Origin of the sequence: Microcoleus sp. ARI1-B5, assembly GCF_036705795.1 — a bacterium.
Taxonomy (GTDB): domain Bacteria; phylum Cyanobacteriota; class Cyanobacteriia; order Cyanobacteriales; family Microcoleaceae; genus Microcoleus.
The window spans coordinates 334,639-352,674 of record NZ_JAUBVK010000001.1 but is presented as its reverse complement, the minus strand read 5'-3'; the positions used below and the strand labels follow the sequence as shown (position 1 = coordinate 352,674).

The window sequence follows — 18,036 nt, the reverse complement described above, 5'->3', positions numbered from 1 at the left end:
GTCCTTTCTTTTCTTACTTAGGAAGAAGGACTAAAGTCCGATGCTGCGAACAGGTTTTTTCGTAAAAGTAAGGGCGATCGCACTTTTAATTTGCGCGATCGCCCTTTGCTCAACTAACAAGGTTATTTAAAGCTTGTAAAGATTAATTCCAGCTTCCTTAGCCATAATTTCCAAACCCTTGTGTTCCAAGGTTTTAATCGCCTTCGTAGAAAGATGTAATTTTACCCAGCGCTTCTCCTGCGGCCACCAAATCCGCTTCCACTGCAAATTTGCCCCTTGCAACTTATGAGTGCGGTGGTGCGAGTGAGAAACCGCAAAACCGTTATTCGCCTTCTTGCCCGTTAGCTGACATTTCCGTGACATATTGCCCTCCAGACTACTTTTTTTGATGCAGCCTTTCATTATATAGCAACTGCGGACTACCCCCCTAGCCCCCCTTGTTAAGGGGGGGACAAGAAAACCTCCTATCGCCCGCAAAGCTTGGAAAATCAACTTTGCAAAACCCCGCAAAGCTTGGAAAATCAACTCTTGCTCCCCCCCTTGCTAAGGGGGGGTTGGGGGGGGTTCTTACATTGCACGCTCAGTCAATTTTGTCAAGACTTGATTCGATCGCTCAACAAACTCCTGCATCCCTTCAGCATCGAAACCCTTCTGCGCCATCAAAGCCAAGTCATAAACGTGGTGACAAATCATGCTCGCCAACTGCGCCGACGGAGACTCGCCACCGCCTTGAATAATCGCACCCTGACTCAAACTCGCCAGATTTTGAATCAGCGGGTGAGACGTATTCACCAGCAAAACGTGTTCTTCGGGGAATTCGGCCGCTTGCTGCTGTAAAAGCGCCGTCATGTCCCGCATCCGGCGCAAAGCTTCCGGTAACAGGACGATCGCAGGTGGCGCCGCCTCAGCAGAGTCAGACTTCAAAGCTTCAGTGCGGATGTTCACTTTTGGCTTGTTGAGAGCTTTTTGGAACAGTTCTTTAACTTGTTCGCTGCGAGTTTTGTTCGTCGCCGGATCGACAATTTCCGCTTCTTTCTCTTTGTCAATTAGCGTGTCGTCAATGTCAGAATCAACCCGCGAGAATTTGACATCTGAGTATTCGCGTTCCAAGAAACTGATAAAGTGCGTGTCGATGAAAGAATCCATAAACAGCACTTCTAAACCTTGGCTTTTGTGCAGGGCGACATAAGTTGCTTGAGACGCCGGATCTGTGCAGTAAAACACCCGATTTTCGTGGCGTTTTTGATTGCGTTCCAAATACTCTTTCAGCGTCGTGTAAGGTTGCGTCGAAGTAGAACTGTCCGATTTGGGAGTGACATCTTGCCACAAATCTCCGTCCTCAGTTTGCACCTGCACTTCTGGCGTCACAGTTTCTGGCTTGTCGGCGGTTGGCTCGTAGGTGCTGCGGTAGATTAAGATATCTTCGACTTGTTTTTTGAACTTGTCATCGTTGAGAGTTCCAAACTTGACAAAAGTGCCGATATCTTGCCAGCAGCGGATGTACTCGTTGCGGTCATCGCGGTAGAGTTCTTTCAGGCGATCGCCCACTTTTTTCGCAATATAATCAGCGATTCTCCGCACTGTCCGATTGCTTTGCAAAGAACTGCGAGAAACGTTCAGCGGAATGTCGGTACTGTCAATGACTCCCCGCAGCGGCATCAAGAATTTAGGGATGATTTCTTCGCAGTGGTCGCTGACAAAAACCTGATTGCAGAATAGCTTAATATTGCCTTGGGTGACATCAACATCCGGCCGCAGTTTCGGAAAGTAAAGAATCCCGTTGACAATGAAAGGATAATCTGTATTCAGGTGTACCCACAGCAGCGGCTCATCTTGGAACGGGTAAAGGTAGCGGTACAGTTCTAAGTAATCTTCTTTTTGCAAATTGCTGGCTGATTCCCGCCAAATTGCTTTGTGCTTGTTGAGTTGCTCTCCCTCAAATTTGATGGGAACCGGCATGAAATCGCAGTAGGTTTTGACTAACTGCTTGATGCGGCTGGGTTCTACATATTCCAGTTCTTCATCTTGAAGTGTCAGAGTAATTGTAGTGCCGCGTTCGGTGCGGGTGGATTCTGATAGTTCAAAAGCGGGGGAACCGTCGCAAGACCAATGTACTGCTTGCGCGCCTTCTTGGTAAGAAAGGGTTTCAATATCTACCTTCTTCGCCACCATGAAAGATGAGTAGAAACCGAGGCCGAAGTGACCGATAATTGCGTCGTCGCCGCTGCCTTGATATTTTTGAATAAATTCTTCGGCGCTGGAGAAAGCGACTTGGTTGATGTATTTTTTTACCTCGTCGGCGGTCATGCCGATGCCGTTGTCGGAAATTGAGAGGGTTTTGTTTTCTTTGTCAATTGCAATGTTGATTTGCGGTTCGCCCATGTCGCCGCTGTATTCGCCGGAACGGGAAACCATTTTGAGTTTGGCAATGGCATCGACGGCGTTAGAAATTAGTTCCCGCAAGAAGACTTCGTGGTCGGTGTATAGCGACTTCTTGATAATCGGGAAAATATTCTCGGTATGGATTGTGATTGTTCCCTGTTCTAAAACTGTCATAGTTTTTCTGTGTGGTGAATGCTAATTGTTGATAAGTAGGTGGTGACAAATAAACATTAGGTGGGGAGAGGGAGGGCGGGTTTTGCACTCATTTTCTCGCTTGTCTCATAAATTATTAGCTAAACCCGCCCCTACAAGAGACTAGGTTTTTTTGCCGTTACCTACTTAGCTACTTAATGATTTTCGGCGATCGCGCTATCTTCTGCAAAAGGGATTACCCTAAAAAGACGATTCGGTTTCCCTCACATAGTAGCTCACAAAGGCAACCGCAGGAGAAAGGTGCTGCCGAAACCCAATTCGCTGCGGGCGCTGAGGCTGCCGCGGTGCGCGCGGGCGATCGCGCGGGCGATCGCCAATCCGAGTCCCGAACCGCCTGTATGGCGCGATCGATCGCTGTTGACTCGGTAAAATCGATCGAATATGCGCCCTAAATCTGCCGCCGCTATCCCAATACCGGTATCTTGAACCTGAATTATCGCCTCCTGGTGACTGCAATCTAAGATAACTGTGACTTTTCCGCCCGCCGGAGTGTATTGAATGGCATTGACAATTAAATTAGCAACCAGACGGTAAAGTCGATCGGCATCGCCGACAACATTCAACTGCTGCTGTACGCGGATTTCGGATGTTAGCGCTACCTCGGAGGATCTCGCCAAAGCCGCCAATTCCTCGACTAAATCGCCAACCAAGTCGTTTAAACAACAAAGCTGAGGGCGATGCGATATCGCTTGAGAGTCCATCCGCGCCAACAGCAACAAATCAGCCACTAACTGAGTCAATCTGCGGTTTTGGCGATCGACAGTCCGCAAAACTTCCCGCGCTTCTTTCTCATCTAATTGTGGCATCAACAGCGCCGATTCTACAGTTGCTTGAGATGCCGCTAAAGGCGTCCGCAATTCGTGGGCAGCATCCGCTGTAAACTGTTGGATTTGTCGGTAAGAAGAATAAATCGGTTTCATCGCCAATCCTGCCAGCCACCAACTAGAAAAACCCACCAAAATTAACGCGACCGGCAATCCCAATTTCAACATCCATTTCACTGTACTGAGATAACTGTTGAAGTCTTGCAAACTCCGCCCTACTTGAAAATATCCCCAATCTTGCTGCGTTTGAGTGTGCAGCGATACAGAAATTTGGTGATAAATATTGCCTTGGCTGTCAGCGAGTGTTTGCCAGTGTTTCGAGTTAAATGTCGGCGGCAATGCTTCGGGATAAGCGCCTGCTGTAGCAATCAAATTTCCTGAATAGTCAAATAAACGGATATAGTAATAGCTTTGGTTGATCGCGCTTAAAATATGGCGATCGGCTAACTGTTCTTTAACGCCGTTAACTCCAATTACGCGGAGGTTTGGCAAAAGTTCATTGACGATTGGTTCCAGGCGTCCGGGCTGCTGTAGCTTGATTTCGAGGCTATCGTGGAGTGTCCCCGCTACCGATTCTAGTTCGCGATCGATGGCGATCCAGTGCGCGTGGGCGATCGCCTTATATACACCAAATCCCAGCAAGCTTAAAATCAAACCCATTACTGTCGCATAGGAAAGAGCTAATTGCGATCGAGTTCGGTTAAATAGTTTATTTTGATTCATTTTTCATAACTTAAGCTGTCAGTCAGACAGTCCGCCAGGGAATGAATTCCCTGGCTAATAGTTAAAGTCCTCTAAAGAGGACTGAAGAACTCATTAGTCCTCTTTAGAGGACTTTAGCTTTGAGGCAGGGGTTTCAACCCTTGCCGGAGTATCGGTTTTACTTTAATTTCTCATCCGGTATCCGACGCCGTGGACGGTTTCAATTAAATTCGCGCAGCCAACTGATTCGAGTTTGCGCCGCAGCAAGCGCACTTGAGCGGCGACTACATTGCTAAAGGTATCTGCACTGGCTTCCCATATCTGATTCCGAATTTGGTCGGTAGTGACAATTTGGTTCGGATGTTTCATGAAATATTCTAACAGTTGAAATTCTTTGTTAGTCAGCGAAATTGCCTGGTTTTTGTCGCTTTGATTGAGATGAAAAGCTGTGCGATTGCCGCAATCTAAGGCGAGATTTCCGATTTGTAGCTGTTGGGGCTGAATTTGGGGCGATCGCCTCTGCAACGCCCGCAACCTTGCTAACAGTTCCGCCATCCCGAAGGGCTTGACTAAATAATCGTCAGCCCCGGCATCCAATCCCGCTACTTTATCTTCCATCCGGTCTTTTGCTGTCAGCATTAAAACTGGTAAAAAACTGTGTTTTGCGCGCAATTTTCGCAGCAATTCTATTCCCGACAATCCCGGAAGCAACCAGTCAAAAATAGCGAGGGTGTATTGCGTCCACTGACTGTCTAAATATTCCCAAGCTTCGTTGCCATTTTGCGCCCAATCAACTATGTATTTTTCCTGCTTTAAGGTGCGCTCGATCGCTTTTCCTAAATCGGGCTCGTCTTCAACTAGCAATACTCTCATAAGATTAATTTACCAGAAAGAATTGGTTTAAAGCCCCAGCCCCGAGATCCCTTGAGAAATTAAAAGAAGACTATTCATTACTCCAATCCTCTTCCTTTCAGGTCAACTGTCCCAGGTCAACTGTCCCAGGTCAACTGTCAACTGAATGAAAGCGGTAAATCTCTATACATTGTTGGCCGCCAATAGCACTAAACCCTACCTGCTAGCATCGCATAGCTGCATGAAATCAGCATGAAATCTTCTGAGTTCGCATAAAAAGATAATAGTTGACAATAATTGACAACAAGCTGGAAATGTCTTATACTCTAATGCGACCCAATTTTTGAGAATAATTTTCAAGAAGTATGACAGACTTATCCGATCGTCCCGCCATTAAAAAGCCGGGGCGCTGGAGTCGCCGCCAACTCCTACAGTTAGGAATAGCTGGTGCTGGGGTAGCGGGCGGGGCGATCGCACTGCAAAATTTTACCCAAAGGCGATCGGCTGCGGCGAGAATACCGCCAATGCCGGCCGATGCAGTCGCAGCTAGCAGTATCAACCCGATGCAAATTGCGCGGGATTTTGATTACGGCACGGTGACGCGGGAAAACGGGCGCACGGTGCGGGAATTTCGCTTGGAAGCTAATACTTCGATCGTCCAACTTAACAGCGCCGTCACTTTCAACACTTGGAATGTGAACAATCGCGTGCCCGGGCCGACATTGAGGGCAACCGAGGGCGATCGAATCCGCGTCATTTTTTCTAACAAAGCCGGACATTCTCACTCGCTGCACTTCCACGGCGTTCATCCCACAGAAATGGACGGCATTAAACCGATCCGAAACGGCGCGGCATTTATCTATGAATTCGATGCCGCTCCCTACGGCGTGCATCTATATCACTGTCACGTTGCCCCCGTCACGCGCCACATCGGTAAAGGACTGTATGGAATGTTCATTATCGATCCGCCCAAACCAAGACCCCCCGCCGACGAAATCATATTAATCATGGGAGGATATGACGTAAACGACGATAAAAAGAACGAACTTTACGCTTTTAACGGGCAACCTCATTATTATATGGAAAACCCGATTTCAATATACAAAAATCAGCTAGTCAGACTTTACGTTCTGAACATGATTGAGTACGAAGCGGCAGTGACCTTTCACCTGCACGCCAACTTTTTTGACGTATATCGCACGGGAATGACTTTAACTCCCAGCGAAAGAACCGATGTAATTACAATGGGAGTAGCTGAAAGACATATTTTAGAATTTAGCTACGCTTACGGCGGAAAATATATGTTTCATCCCCATCAAGATGCGATCGCCGAAGCAGGCTGCATGGGTTTATTTCAAGTCATCGCTTAACCCGAATCGCGATCGAGCCCGTGCACCAATTAGAGTTAAAAAAGTCTTAAATTATCTACCAAAATTTCTCACAAATAGGTAGAATTAGTAGCTCGCGAATAATTGAGAATATTTCTTAATAGCTTGCTATCCCAACTGAACCTAACGTAAAAATCATCAACTGCCATGTTACCATCCTTTCGCTTATTACCTACAGCCGCTGCTACAGCCATCCTCGTTGCTCTGGCCGGTTGCGTTTCCACCCCCACGGCCAGCAACACCGACAGCGCGGCCTCACCGGGCGCCTCACCCGTCACCGCCAGCAGTCCCGCAGCAACAAGCGGTCACAGCATGAATCACGGTGGTGGCAAGGGCGGGATTAACATCAATACTGCCTTGCTTTCGGAGTTAGATAAACTCGAAGCCAAGTTAGGAGTACCCGCACTTTCTAACAAGATTCAAGCCAGCCGTCCTTACGCAAAAGTCGAAGAATTGGTTTCAAAAAATGTCATTACTCAACCCCAATTCGACCAAATCAAAGACTTGGTAACTATTGAAGATGTTGTCCTCACAGGTGAAGCCAAAGATGTAGACTACATGACTAAATTGGGCTTGATGAAAGGGCATCTTTTCGTAGCCAAAGAACTCTTGGAGGCAGGCAAAGCAGACCAAGCAGAACCGCACATCGGACACCCGGTAGAAGAAATTTATGCCGACGTGGAAGACCAGCTTTCCGAACGCAAAATCCCGGAATTCAAGAATACTTTAATTAAATTGCAGGATTTAGTTAAAGCAGGTGCAAAAGATGCGAACCAAGTGAATGCAGAATTTACCGCATCTATGCAAGCTGTAGATAAAGCAATTGCCGCCCTTCCCGAAGCGCAGCGCAAAGATCCGAAATTCGTGCTGCAAGTGATTAACGGCTTGCTGGATACAGCTAATTCCGAATACGGAGCGGCAGTTGCTAACGGCAAAATTTCCGCAGTTATTGAATACCAAGATTCGCGGGGTTTCGTCATGTACGCGGAAATGCTGTACAAAGATATCGCCGCTCAAGTGGCTAAAACTAGCCCGGAAACCGACAAAGCAATTGTTGCTAACATGACTGAACTTAAGGCAAATTGGCCAACTGCGATCGCGCCCCCAGCCCCCGTAAAAACCACCGAACAAGTCACCCAGCTAGTTAAAGCGATCGAGAACGACAGCCAAAAAGTTCTCAAACCCGCATCCTAAAAAAGTTAACTCAAACAGCCAGGGGTAATTGGTAAAAAAATTACCAATTACCTCCACATATTACCTAAACTAAAAAGATGAATTTTAGCGAAGCATTGCCCACATTTGTAATTACTCTCCGCGAAGGAGTCGAAGCCGCCTTAGTTGTCGGAATCGTTCTAGCTTGCCTCAAAAAGTCGGGACAAAGTTATTTAAGTCCTTGGGTTTTCGGCGGTGTCGGCGTCGGACTTATTGCCAGCGCTTTAATAGGTGTACTGTTCGGCTGGACTATTCAAATTTTGTCCGCATCCAATCAGCCTTTTGCACCGATTATGGAATCCCTGCTAGAGGCAACCTTTGGGCTTGTAGCAATAGCAATGCTGAGCTGGATGCTGATTTGGATGACCAAGCAAGCGCGATTTATGAAGGCCGAAGTCGAAGGCGCTGTAAGTGCTGCCTTAACGCAAAACTCTCATGCCGGTTGGGGCGTATTTAGTTTAGTTTTAATTGCCGTTTTGCGCGAAGGATTTGAAACTGTTTTGTTTGTCGTCGCTAAGTTTCAACAAGGCATTATTCCGGCCCTCGGCGCTTTGGGAGGCATACTTTCAGCCACCGGACTCGGCGTCCTGCTGTTTAAATGGGGAGTAAAAATTAATATCCGCCTGTTTTTTAAATATATGGGCATTTTATTGCTGTTCATTGTAGCGGGTTTAGTGGTATCTACTTTGGGATTGTTTGACAGCGCGGTGAATATTTTATCGCAAGCAAATCGCGAGTCAGCAGGGCTGTGTTTCTATTACGAAAGATTTGCCAAAGTCCACTCTTGCATTCTCGGGCCGATGGTGTGGAATACCTCGAAAGTGCTTCCCGAAGAAAAGTTTCCCGGTTTGTTGCTGAGCGCGCTGTTTGGCTACACGGACAAGCTTTATTTGGTGCAGGGCCTTGCTTATTTCGCGTTCTTAATGACCGTTGGCGGCATTTACTTTCAAAGTCTGGCGGGTCGAGTGTTTTTTCCATTCAAAAAAACTCAGGTGACGAAATAGGAAATTAAGTGCGAGATACAGCAATACGGTTCAGTTAAGCTGTTGTGCATCTAGATTGTGTATGGTGTTCGAGGAGCCGATGGGGAGAGGATTTTTGATTGTCATCGAAATATACAATTTAAATGCACAACAGCTTAACACTATTTATGTTCCGGAGATCCCCCTAAATCCCCCTTAAGAAGGGGGACGAAAGAGAATACTCTTGTCCCACCCCCTACTCCCCTTAAAAAGGGGGGCGCCGGGGGGATCTGCCTTAAGTGAACCGTATTGATATCTACAGGGTGCATCTATCTAGGAACGTAAAATTAGTGAAATTTTCCCAGATTCAAATTAAGGATTTTTTATGATTGGCTTAGCGATTGCTGCGGTTTCAGCCAACTCTGGAATGCCTCATTGGGAATGGCTGCAAGTTATCATCGTAGTTTCCTATTATGCAATTCCAACAATGCTGGTTTCTGCCCTTTACAAAGGGCGAGATATCCCGTTTCAGTGGATGTTTCTGGTATTTGGAACATTTTTCGTCGCCTGCGGCACAACCTATGTTATGGAAACATGGTATGTTTGGTTTCCTGAATCTTTAATCTCAGAATTTATGAAAGCAATTACCGCTTTCGTAGCTGGGAGTTCAGTTTTCCTGCTGTTAACATTGATGCCTTTTGCACTGGCACTTCCCAGCCCAGCCAAGCTAGAAGCAGCAAATTTAGCATTAGAAAATGAGATTGCAGAACGCCGGAAAGCTGAGACAGCACTCGCTGAACTAGCCGAAGTATTGGAACAGCGAGTTAACGCCCGAACTGCCAAACTTTCCCAAGCAAATGATTCTTTAATCAAAGAAGTTTTAGAGCGGAAAAAAGCCAAAAAAGCGCTGCAAGAATCCGAAGCAGAATTGAGAAAAAAAGCGCAAGAACTAGAGCGAGCTTTGCAAAAAATTCAGGAAACCCAAGCTCAATTAGTACATACCGAAAAATTATCAGCTTTGGGTGAACTGACAGCAGGAATTGCCCACGAAATTAACAATCCCATCAACTTTATTGATGCGAACATCTCCTACGCCCGCAATTATGTTGAAGATTTGTTACGTCTGGTCAACTTATACGGCAAATATTATCCCAATCCGGTAGCAGAAATTCAGGAGCAAATTGAGACAGTAGAACTAGATTTTCTCAGCGAAGATTTGCCAAAACTGCTTGCTTCTATGAAGGTAGGAACTGACAGAATTTGCGTGATTGTTTCGTCGATGCGTAATTTTTCGCGTTTAGATACAGACGGCATGAGTTTGGCTTCCATTCACGAAGGAATCGACAGCACGCTGTTAATTCTCCAGCACCGACTGAAAGCGAACGGCAAAAGTCCTGCTATCGAATTGATTAAAGATTACGGCGACTTGCCGCTGGTAGAATGTTATGCAGGGCAACTAAATCAGGTGTTTATGAATATTATCAGCAATGCCATTGATGTTTTGCGAGACTGTTCTAATTCGCCTGTTTTGAATGCCCAGAGAAGCTGTCCGACAATTCAGATTTGTACGGAAGTGGCAGAATGCGATCGGGCAATCGTCCGCATTTCCGACAACGGCCCTGGAATGACAGAAGAAGTCAAGGCTAAAATATTTAATCACTTTTTTACCACAAAACCCGTCGGTAAAGGAACGGGTTTAGGGTTATCAATTAGCTGCGAGATTGTTCGAGAAAAGCACTGCGGTTGCTTGGAGTGCCTTTCGGGAGTTGGAGAAGGTACGGAGTTTGTAATTTCGCTGCCAATCAGGCAGCCGAAGTCAGAAACTAGCAGGTTATTGCAAATGCAGGAGGCCGTTTGAATTGGGGGTTTTTAACGGCAGGTAGCGCAACGGGCGGGACGCCCGTGCCACAATAAACGCGGATACGTGCAAAGGTGAGGAACATTAGCATTTTGCATGGCTCCTCCCGCAATAGTAGCAGGGGCATTAGATGCCAGCACGAAGGTAAATGCAGCAGCGTAAATTAACTTTTTCATCCCTGTAATCCCTGAAAACTTAACTAATTGGTGTTCTTATTTATTAGTTTTGCTGTCAGGAATCAAATAGGGAGGAAATTTTAGCTATTTAACAATTACAATACTTACACAAGTATCACAATAGTTAAAAAAAAAGGTACGTAGTTGCGCTTTAGCGCTAAAGCGCAACTACGTACCTTTTTTAATGTCCCAGTTTCGTCCAGGACAGAATTAATTATTCGACTCTAAATTAAGAAAAACCCGATCGCTCAAAACAAACCGGGCTTTCACAAATAAACTCAACTCAAATTACTGAGTGAATGTAAAACGACCGTTCACTTTTTCTCCCTTAATATCCGCATTTACTTTCACAGGATACTCACCCGCACCTTTGACGGGAAACACAGCAGTGTAATGTTTGTCGGCCGGATCGTATTTGAAGGCTAGCGTTTGCTGCTTTCCATTCGGCAACTGCACTTGTGCCGACACTTTCGCGTTAGGCACTGTTTCCTTTTTATCGCCTTTCTGCACATACAAATCTAAGTGAGTTCCAGTAGATTCTTTTTCAGGTACAAACTCTAAATGGTAAGCTCCAGCATTGACAACTTGACCGCCTTTAGCTCCTTTTGCACCAGCAGGAGCAGCGGCGGGAGCGGAAGAGGCAGGTTTTGAGGCAGCAGGAGGGGGTGTTGGAGTGATTTTTGTATCGCTTGCTTCGTCGCCTTTACCGCAAGCTCCCAAAAACAGCAATCCGACACTGCCGAGAATAATTAAACTTGATTTGATTGTTTTCATGTGCTTTACTGTTGGCGGACAATTATTTGTAGATTATGGCATTTTAAAACAGGGCGTCAAGGAAAATTATCAAAAATTATTCAGCAATAGCCAGAATCGTTGCTAAAAAGCAGTTAAACCTGCTTTTTCATCTTCAACAATAGGCTGAGGTTGTTGAGGTCGTAAAAACCTCCCAAATTGAGCATACAAAGCTGGTAAAACTAGCAGAGTTAAGGCAGTAGAAGTAAATAATCCTCCTAAAACTACTACTGACAAAGGTTGCAAAATTTCTTTGCCAGGGCCGCCTTCTAAGACTAAAGGTGCTAAGCCCAAAGCAGAAGTTAAAGCAGTCATCAGGATGGCGTTGAGCCGTTCCATCGAGCCTTTAACAATAGCTTCTTTAAAGGGCATTCCTTCGGCAAATTTAGTGTTGTAGTTGTCTACTAACAGCAAGCCGTTGCGGGTAGCTACGCCGAATAATGTGACAAAGCCAACCAGGGAAGCTACAGAGATGATGCCGCCCGTCAAAGCTACAGAAATTACTCCTCCAACTAAGCCGATCGGCAAATTAATCATAATCGTAGCAGTTGAGGGAATTGACTTGACGGACAAGTACATCAATACTGTAATTACCAAAAAGGCGATCGCGCTAAACACCATAATATTCTGCGAAGCCCTTTGTTCCGCCTCAAATTGACCGCCGTACTGAATAAAATAGCCCTTCGGCAACTGCACCTCCCGTTTGACTTTAGCTTGAATTTCATTCACAACCGATCGCAAATCCCGACCTTTAGCATTAGCCGCCGCCACAATCAACCGAGAAACATTCTCGCGATTAATCGTATTTGGGCCCGTACCGTATTTAACAGTCGCAACTTGCGCCAGGGGAATTTTACCCCCCCTTTCATCCCCCCCTTTATAAGGGGGGGAAAGAGGGGGGGTATCAACCAACAAATTCTGAATAGTTTCGAGGTTGTTTCTGGCTTCCGGCTGCAACCAAACAACTAAATCAAAAGTTTGCTGCACCTCCAAAACTTGAGAAACAACCTTGCCGTTTAAAGCTGTCTCAATTATTTCAGAAAGCTCACCAATTTTCAAACCGTATCTACCCGCAGCTTGGCGGTTAAACTTAATTTGGATTTGTGGCACTGGCACCTGCGGTTCTAGTTGCAAATCCACAATTCCTTCAACTGTTTTCATTTGCGCTTCAACTTGGGCACCGAGGCTGCGAAGTTGATCCAAATCCGGGCCGAAGATTTTGACAGCAATCTGACTTCTGACACCAGACAAAACCTCATCCATCCGGTGAGAAATAAAACCGCCGATATTTGGTGCAACTCCCGGCAATTTAGCAAATTCCTGCCGCAAAGACTCCAAAGTTTTCGACCGATTTTTCATCCCTTCTTCGCTCAAACCGATATCGATGTGAGCTAAATTCACTCCCGCAGCATCAGCATCACCCGGAGATCTGCCCGATCGCACTTGCACGTATTCAAACCTGCGATCGTCCTTAAGAGCATCTTCCATCGCAAAAGCCGCGCTATCCGTCGTCTCCAAAGACACCCCCGGATAAAGCAGAATAGTATTCACCAAAGTTTGCTCCTGAAACTCCGGCAAAAACACCCGTCCAAAGGAAGGCAAAATAACTAATGCAGCCACCATACTAGCAGCAGCTAAAGCTAAAATAATTCCCGAAGATCGCATTGACAATTGGATAAAAAAATGATAGATACGCTTGCAAAATCTCGGCAGCCAAGGTTCCTCGGAACTCATGCGTTTGTTAGGCAACAAAATAGCACAAAGAGCCGGAGAAACGAGCAGCGATTCTAGACTAGAAATCACCACAACTACCAAATAAGTAATCCCCATCGGCGTAAAAATGCGACCTTCTACACCGGGCAAAGTAAAAATAGGAGAAAACACCACAATCCCAATTACCGTCGCTCCAATTAACGAATCTCGCACCTCCTGACTGCCGTCAAAAATCACATCCATTACCGGGCGCGGATGCCCAGAAGCAGTATTTTCTCGCAAATTGCGGTAGGTATTTTCTGCATAGACAATCGCATCGTCGATCGCAGTTCCGATCGCCACGGACAAACCCCCCAAAGTCATCGTATTCAGTCCCAATCCCAGCCAATACATCGCCAGCAGCCCGAACAGCCAAGTTAGGAAGAAATCGAGCAAAACCACCGTCAGAGTGCGCCAATTCATCAAAAACGGGATGAGAATTGCAGTGACGATGATACTGCCTTCCACTAAAGCCGATCGCACATTCTCCACCGAGGAATTGATATATTCTTCCTGACGGAAAGTCACTGTTACCTTAATATCCTTGGGCAGAGCTTGCTGTACCTCAGCCATTGCCGCCTCAACCGCTTTCGTTACCGTCGGAGTATCAGCAACTGGCTGCCTGTTTACCATCACAATCACAGCTTTTTTGCCGTTAAAACTGCCGTTTCCCCGCTTGATTGCAGCACCAATCTTGACATCGGCGACATCACCAATTCTGACGGGCGTTCCCTGGCGAGAGGCGATCGCAGATTGCTGCAAATCTGCCACTGACTCAATCCGCCCCACGCCCCGAATTAACGTTTCGCGATCGGGCGTAATTAAATACCCTCCCGGTGCGTTAACATTCGCAGCCTGCGCCGCTTCGGCCACTTGCTGCAACGACACATTAAAAGCTTTCAACTTTGCAGGTTCTACTAAGACTTGATACTGCCTTTGTTCGCCGCCGTAAGCCACCACTTGAGCAACCCCAGTCACGGCTAGAAGGCGATTTGTAACTTGCCAATCAACCAGACGGCGCACTTCCATCAAAGGAGTAGTTTCTGATGTAAAAGCATAGGTAATTACCAGGCCGACAGGAGAAGTTCTCGGAGAAATTTGCGGTGTTTCTACGCCAGCAGGGAGTTTGCTTTGAGCTTGCTGCAACCTTTCGGTTATCAACTGGCGCGCTTGATAAATTTCTGTTCCCCAATCGAAGATAACTTTAACAGCAGAAAGGCCCACAGCGGAAGCCGATCGCACTGCTGTTACTCCCGGAGTTCCGTTAATTGCACTTTCGATCGGCAGTGTTACTAAAGACTCGATTTCTTCGGGTGCGAGGCCCGGTGCTTCCGTCTGAATTTCGACTTGCGGGGGCGCAAAAGGCGGGAAGACATCGAGCGACATTTGGGGGATGATATATAATGTCCAAAGACTAATAATAATGGTGGCGAGAACGACTAGCCAGCGGCGGTTAATTACCCATCTCAGAATAGTGCTGAACATTTTATGATTTTTTGAGTTTGTAGAGCAATACCGTTCAGCTAACACTGTTAATCCCCCGGAGATCCCCCTAAATCCCCCTTCTTAAGGGGAGTAGGGGTCGACTTTAAGAACTCTATTGTTGCCCCCTTTTTAATGTAGGGGGACTCTAAGAACTCTCTTGTTCCCCCTTTTTTAAGGGGGGTTAGGGGGGATCGAGCTTAGCTGAAGCGTATTGGTTTGTAGAGGCGTACTTGTGTAAATCAAATTGCGATATTAAAGCATTTTTTTACTTCAAAATATTGACTTTTGTCTCTTGAGTTTTAACGTGATGGTTGTCATTGTCTAACAGTAATTCATCATCCAAGGTTGGTGTATAAGCCGAAAAACTATTATTTGCAGAATCCGCTGCTATTGCTGGCAATTTGCGCCGATTTCCCCAAAATACTCCGGCTGCAAAAGTCACGGAGGCGATCGCAATTCCTCCCCCAACTCCCGCCCACAATAAAGACACAGGCAAATTATTCAAATTAACCTCTGTTACCTTGGGAGTTGCCTCTTTCTTTTCCTCGTTTTTTGATGACTTGCTGCCGCCCCGCAGAGATTGGGCGTAAAGTTGAGGTGCGCGCTGCGTTACAATCAAATCTCCATCGAATAAACCGCTCTTAATTTCTACTAAATCTCCGGCAGTTTGACCGACTTCAATGTCAACAGCTTGATAAGCATCACCATTTTGGACGTAAACGGTTTTTTTACCGCTAACATCTACTACCGCCGCCATCGGAATTGCTAAAATATTTGTGGCAGTTTTGTCGGTTAAAATTTCCAACTCCGCAAACAGTCCAGGCTTTAATTCGCCGTTACTATTATCTAGTTCTGCTTTCACCGGCACAACTCGCGTTTCTCCTTCGACGGATGAGCCAATTAAGGTGATTTTTCCTTTGAAAGTGCGATCGCCCAAATTAGCAACTTTCACCCTGACTTCCTGGCCCTGTTTTACCTGATTCAGGTCTTTTTCGTAAATGTTAGCTGTAGCAAAAACGCGGCTGTCATTTAAGAGGCTCATCAACGGTTTTTCAGCGTTTACTGATTCTCCTGGAGTGATGGAGCGATCGGCAATCGTACCAGAAATCGGAGCAATTACGGTGACAAGTCCCTGCTCATTCGCAACAGTCCCTAATTGTTGCAGGCGCGCTTGATAGGCTGCATCGGCTAAGCGAATGCGCGACTGAGCGACGGCGACGGCAGTTTTGCCGCGTTTGACTTGATTCTCGGCTTCCAACACTTCCCGGCGGCTCTGAGCCTTGGTGAGTTGAGCTTTTGCCTCTGCCACCTTGCCTTGGGAATCGCGCAATTCCCGCACGGGCAGGTCTACTTCAGCTTGTTTAATTTCGGTTTCGGCTTTGATAACTTCGGGACGGCTTTTTGCCTTCGCAACATTGGCTTTTGCTTCGGCGAAGTGGGCTTGCGATTCCAGCATTGTACGCCGCGCGATCGCACCTGACGCCACTAACTCTCGATCGCGATCGTACTGTTCTTTAGCCACAGTCAGTTCAGTTTCCGCCCGCGCTATTTCTGCTTGCGCTATTTCAATCTGACGCTGATAATTTTCTTTAGCAACTTTCACAACAGAGCGCTTATTTACTAATTCTTGCTCTCGCTCGTACTGTTTAGTTGTTGCTGCTAATTGAGTTTGGGCTTGTGTTATTTCGGCTTCAGATATTTGAATTTGGCGATCGTAATTTTCTTGGGCTAGTTTGAAATCCCCTTGCGCTTGCTGCAAATCTGCCTCAGCTTCGGCACGTTTCGAGAGAGATTCAACCCGCAACTGTCCTAATTCAGAACTCGACAAAACAGCAACCGGTTGACCTTTTGATACTTTGTCCCCAGGCTTAACTAGCAACTCTACCACTTTCCCAGCCACCGGAGCCGTCACTTCTACCTTTTGGTTGGGCAAAGTTTCAATTTGTCCTGTGGTTTTGATGCCGATATCCAGTCGCTGGCGCGTGGCCGGGGAGACTTTAATTCCTAACCGTTTTGCTGTGGAGGCATCGACAGAAATAGCAGCAGGAGTTTGAGTTGCTTCGCCGCTTTGATGAAATTCATTTCCGTGTCCCGCGTGGGCGAAAACGGCGGTGCCAGAGGTGAGGAATGCGAGGCTGATAATTAACCCAGAAATGCGGTAGAGCTTTATTAGGGGCATGATTGAGTAGGGGCGAATCTGAACTCAATCCTCAGTTTTGCAGACAAATATGAAATCAGGATGAAATAAGTTAAATAAACCTCATTGCTGTAGGGGCGGGTTAAGCACGCCAACTTCCACATAACAGATAATTCCTGTACAAAACCCGCCCTCTTAAATTAGCCGCCCCACACTTTCTTCAAAACCTCTTGAGGAGAAATGTCAGCCATTTTGCCAGTAGGAGATTTAATTCCCAAAAATCGATCGCTCTTGGGCAGCAATTTTGCAGGTTCAGTCGGGCCGAACAAAGCTATTGTATAAGTTTGAACTGCTACAGCCAAGTGCATCGGCGCGCTGTCAGTACACATCATCAAATTAGCAGCAGCAATGGTGGCCGCCAACTTGCCGACATCATCCGGCGAGATAACTTTTACACTCGGACAGAGCTCGACTAACTTTTTCACGAAGGCTTCATCTTCGGGACCTTTCACCACCACAACGGGTAAATTCGGCTGTCGCTGCTGACAGTCTTGGATAATTTGCTGCCAGTTGTCTATAGGGTAAATTTTGTCAATACCTTTAGACAAAGCTAATTGACTGGAACCGCCGTGAATTAGAATGTAACCGCTTTCTTTGATTCCCAACCGCTGCTGTTCGGCTTCCGCCCACTGAATGTCCTGTTTTGGTACATTAATTGCGATCGCCGGACAAGGATTGTTAATGTTGAATCCTTGCAGCAAATCGTGGTACATTGAAGCTGCGTACTGGTCAGTTTTCAGAGGTACGGAATCGGTGAGAAATCGAGCGCCGTTGGTTCCCGAATACCCAACTCTCTGGGGAATGCCTGTCAGCCACAGCAGCAGTCCGACAGTCCACCGCTGGCCTAGGGAAACAACTGCTTCGTATTCGCGATCGCGAATTACGCCCAGTAAATTGCCCAAATCTGCCATCGCATTGCGGTCTTTGAAATTGTACGTCAAGACTTCTTTGACGGACTTGCAGACTCGGTAAGCGCCCTTCGCCCTCGGTTCCACGATGACATCAATCTGAGCCTCTGGATAAGACTGCTTGAGGTCATCAAGGGTAGGGAAAAATAAAATTTGGTCGCCAATCCCGCCTGGGACAAGTGCTAGTATTCGCATCATAAACGATCGGGCTATTATCTATCGAGGTAGCTCTCAGCGATCGGCTTTCAGCTATCAGCTTATAGTATTTTTAGACGTTAAAAGCCAATACCGTTGGGTTAACACTGTTTATCCCCCGGAGATCCTTGCAGCATA

The 18,036-nt window shown here is 46.5% G+C and carries 13 protein-coding genes; 4 read left to right on the top strand and 9 right to left on the bottom strand.

All coding sequences use genetic code 11. The features are described from left to right. Positions 1–126: 126 nt before the first annotated feature. The 4 genes from rpmB to rppA form a co-directional block, all read right to left on the bottom strand. On the bottom strand, positions 127–363 hold the full coding sequence (rpmB, locus tag QUB63_RS01620; protein ID WP_293150949.1) for a 50S ribosomal protein L28: 237 nt from the start codon (positions 361–363) through the stop codon (positions 127–129). A 204-nt stretch (positions 364–567) separates the two neighbouring features. Then, complete coding sequence (gene htpG, locus QUB63_RS01615; RefSeq protein ID WP_332943016.1) at positions 568–2,556, bottom strand: molecular chaperone HtpG; 1,989 nt, start codon at positions 2,554–2,556, stop codon at positions 568–570. 254 nt (positions 2,557–2,810) lie between these two features. Then, a complete protein-coding gene (rppB, locus tag QUB63_RS01610) occupies positions 2,811–4,142 on the bottom strand; it encodes a two-component system sensor histidine kinase RppB (RefSeq protein WP_332943015.1) in 1,332 nt (443 codons plus the stop codon). A gap of 162 nt (positions 4,143–4,304) precedes the next feature. Further along, positions 4,305–4,994 carry a two-component system response regulator RppA gene (gene rppA, locus QUB63_RS01605; protein WP_332943014.1) on the bottom strand — a complete coding sequence of 230 codons (690 nt, stop codon included), beginning with the start codon at positions 4,992–4,994 and terminating at the stop codon, positions 4,305–4,307. 344 nt (positions 4,995–5,338) lie between these two features. Here rppA and QUB63_RS01600 point away from each other — a divergent pair, with 344 nt between their 5' ends. From QUB63_RS01600 to QUB63_RS01585, 4 genes are all read left to right on the top strand, one after another. Beyond that, positions 5,339–6,343 (top strand): multicopper oxidase domain-containing protein, encoded by a 1,005-nt coding sequence (locus QUB63_RS01600; protein ID WP_332943013.1) that lies wholly within the window; start codon positions 5,339–5,341, stop codon positions 6,341–6,343. Between the two features lie 165 nt (positions 6,344–6,508). After that, entirely contained in the window at positions 6,509–7,555 is a 1,047-nt protein-coding gene (locus QUB63_RS01595; protein WP_332943012.1) for a helix-hairpin-helix domain-containing protein, read from the top strand. Between the two features lie 77 nt (positions 7,556–7,632). Then, positions 7,633–8,577 (top strand): FTR1 family iron permease, encoded by a 945-nt coding sequence (locus QUB63_RS01590; RefSeq protein ID WP_332943011.1) that lies wholly within the window; start codon positions 7,633–7,635, stop codon positions 8,575–8,577. A 343-nt stretch (positions 8,578–8,920) separates the two neighbouring features. Then, positions 8,921–10,393, top strand: coding sequence for a sensor histidine kinase (locus QUB63_RS01585; RefSeq protein ID WP_332943010.1), 1,473 nt, complete (start codon positions 8,921–8,923; stop codon positions 10,391–10,393). An 11-nt stretch (positions 10,394–10,404) separates the two neighbouring features. Here QUB63_RS01585 and QUB63_RS01580 read toward each other — a convergent pair whose 3' ends face one another. From QUB63_RS01580 to QUB63_RS01560, 5 genes are all read right to left on the bottom strand, one after another. Continuing rightward, a complete protein-coding gene (locus QUB63_RS01580; protein ID WP_332943009.1) occupies positions 10,405–10,569 on the bottom strand; it encodes a hypothetical protein in 165 nt (54 codons plus the stop codon). 288 nt (positions 10,570–10,857) lie between these two features. Continuing rightward, positions 10,858–11,343, bottom strand: a complete 486-nt coding sequence (locus QUB63_RS01575) for a hypothetical protein (RefSeq protein ID WP_332943008.1) — start codon at positions 11,341–11,343, stop codon at positions 10,858–10,860. Positions 11,344–11,445: 102 nt separating this feature from the next. Next, positions 11,446–14,598 (bottom strand): efflux RND transporter permease subunit, encoded by a 3,153-nt coding sequence (locus QUB63_RS01570; protein WP_332943007.1) that lies wholly within the window; start codon positions 14,596–14,598, stop codon positions 11,446–11,448. Positions 14,599–14,863: 265 nt separating this feature from the next. Then, positions 14,864–16,777 (bottom strand): efflux RND transporter periplasmic adaptor subunit, encoded by a 1,914-nt coding sequence (locus QUB63_RS01565; RefSeq protein ID WP_332943006.1) that lies wholly within the window; start codon positions 16,775–16,777, stop codon positions 14,864–14,866. Positions 16,778–16,935: 158 nt separating this feature from the next. Next, the gene (locus QUB63_RS01560; protein ID WP_332943264.1) at positions 16,936–17,898 is read right to left on the bottom strand and encodes a glycosyltransferase family 9 protein; all 963 of its coding nucleotides are present in this window, start codon (positions 17,896–17,898) and stop codon (positions 16,936–16,938) included. Positions 17,899–18,036 lie beyond the last annotated feature (138 nt).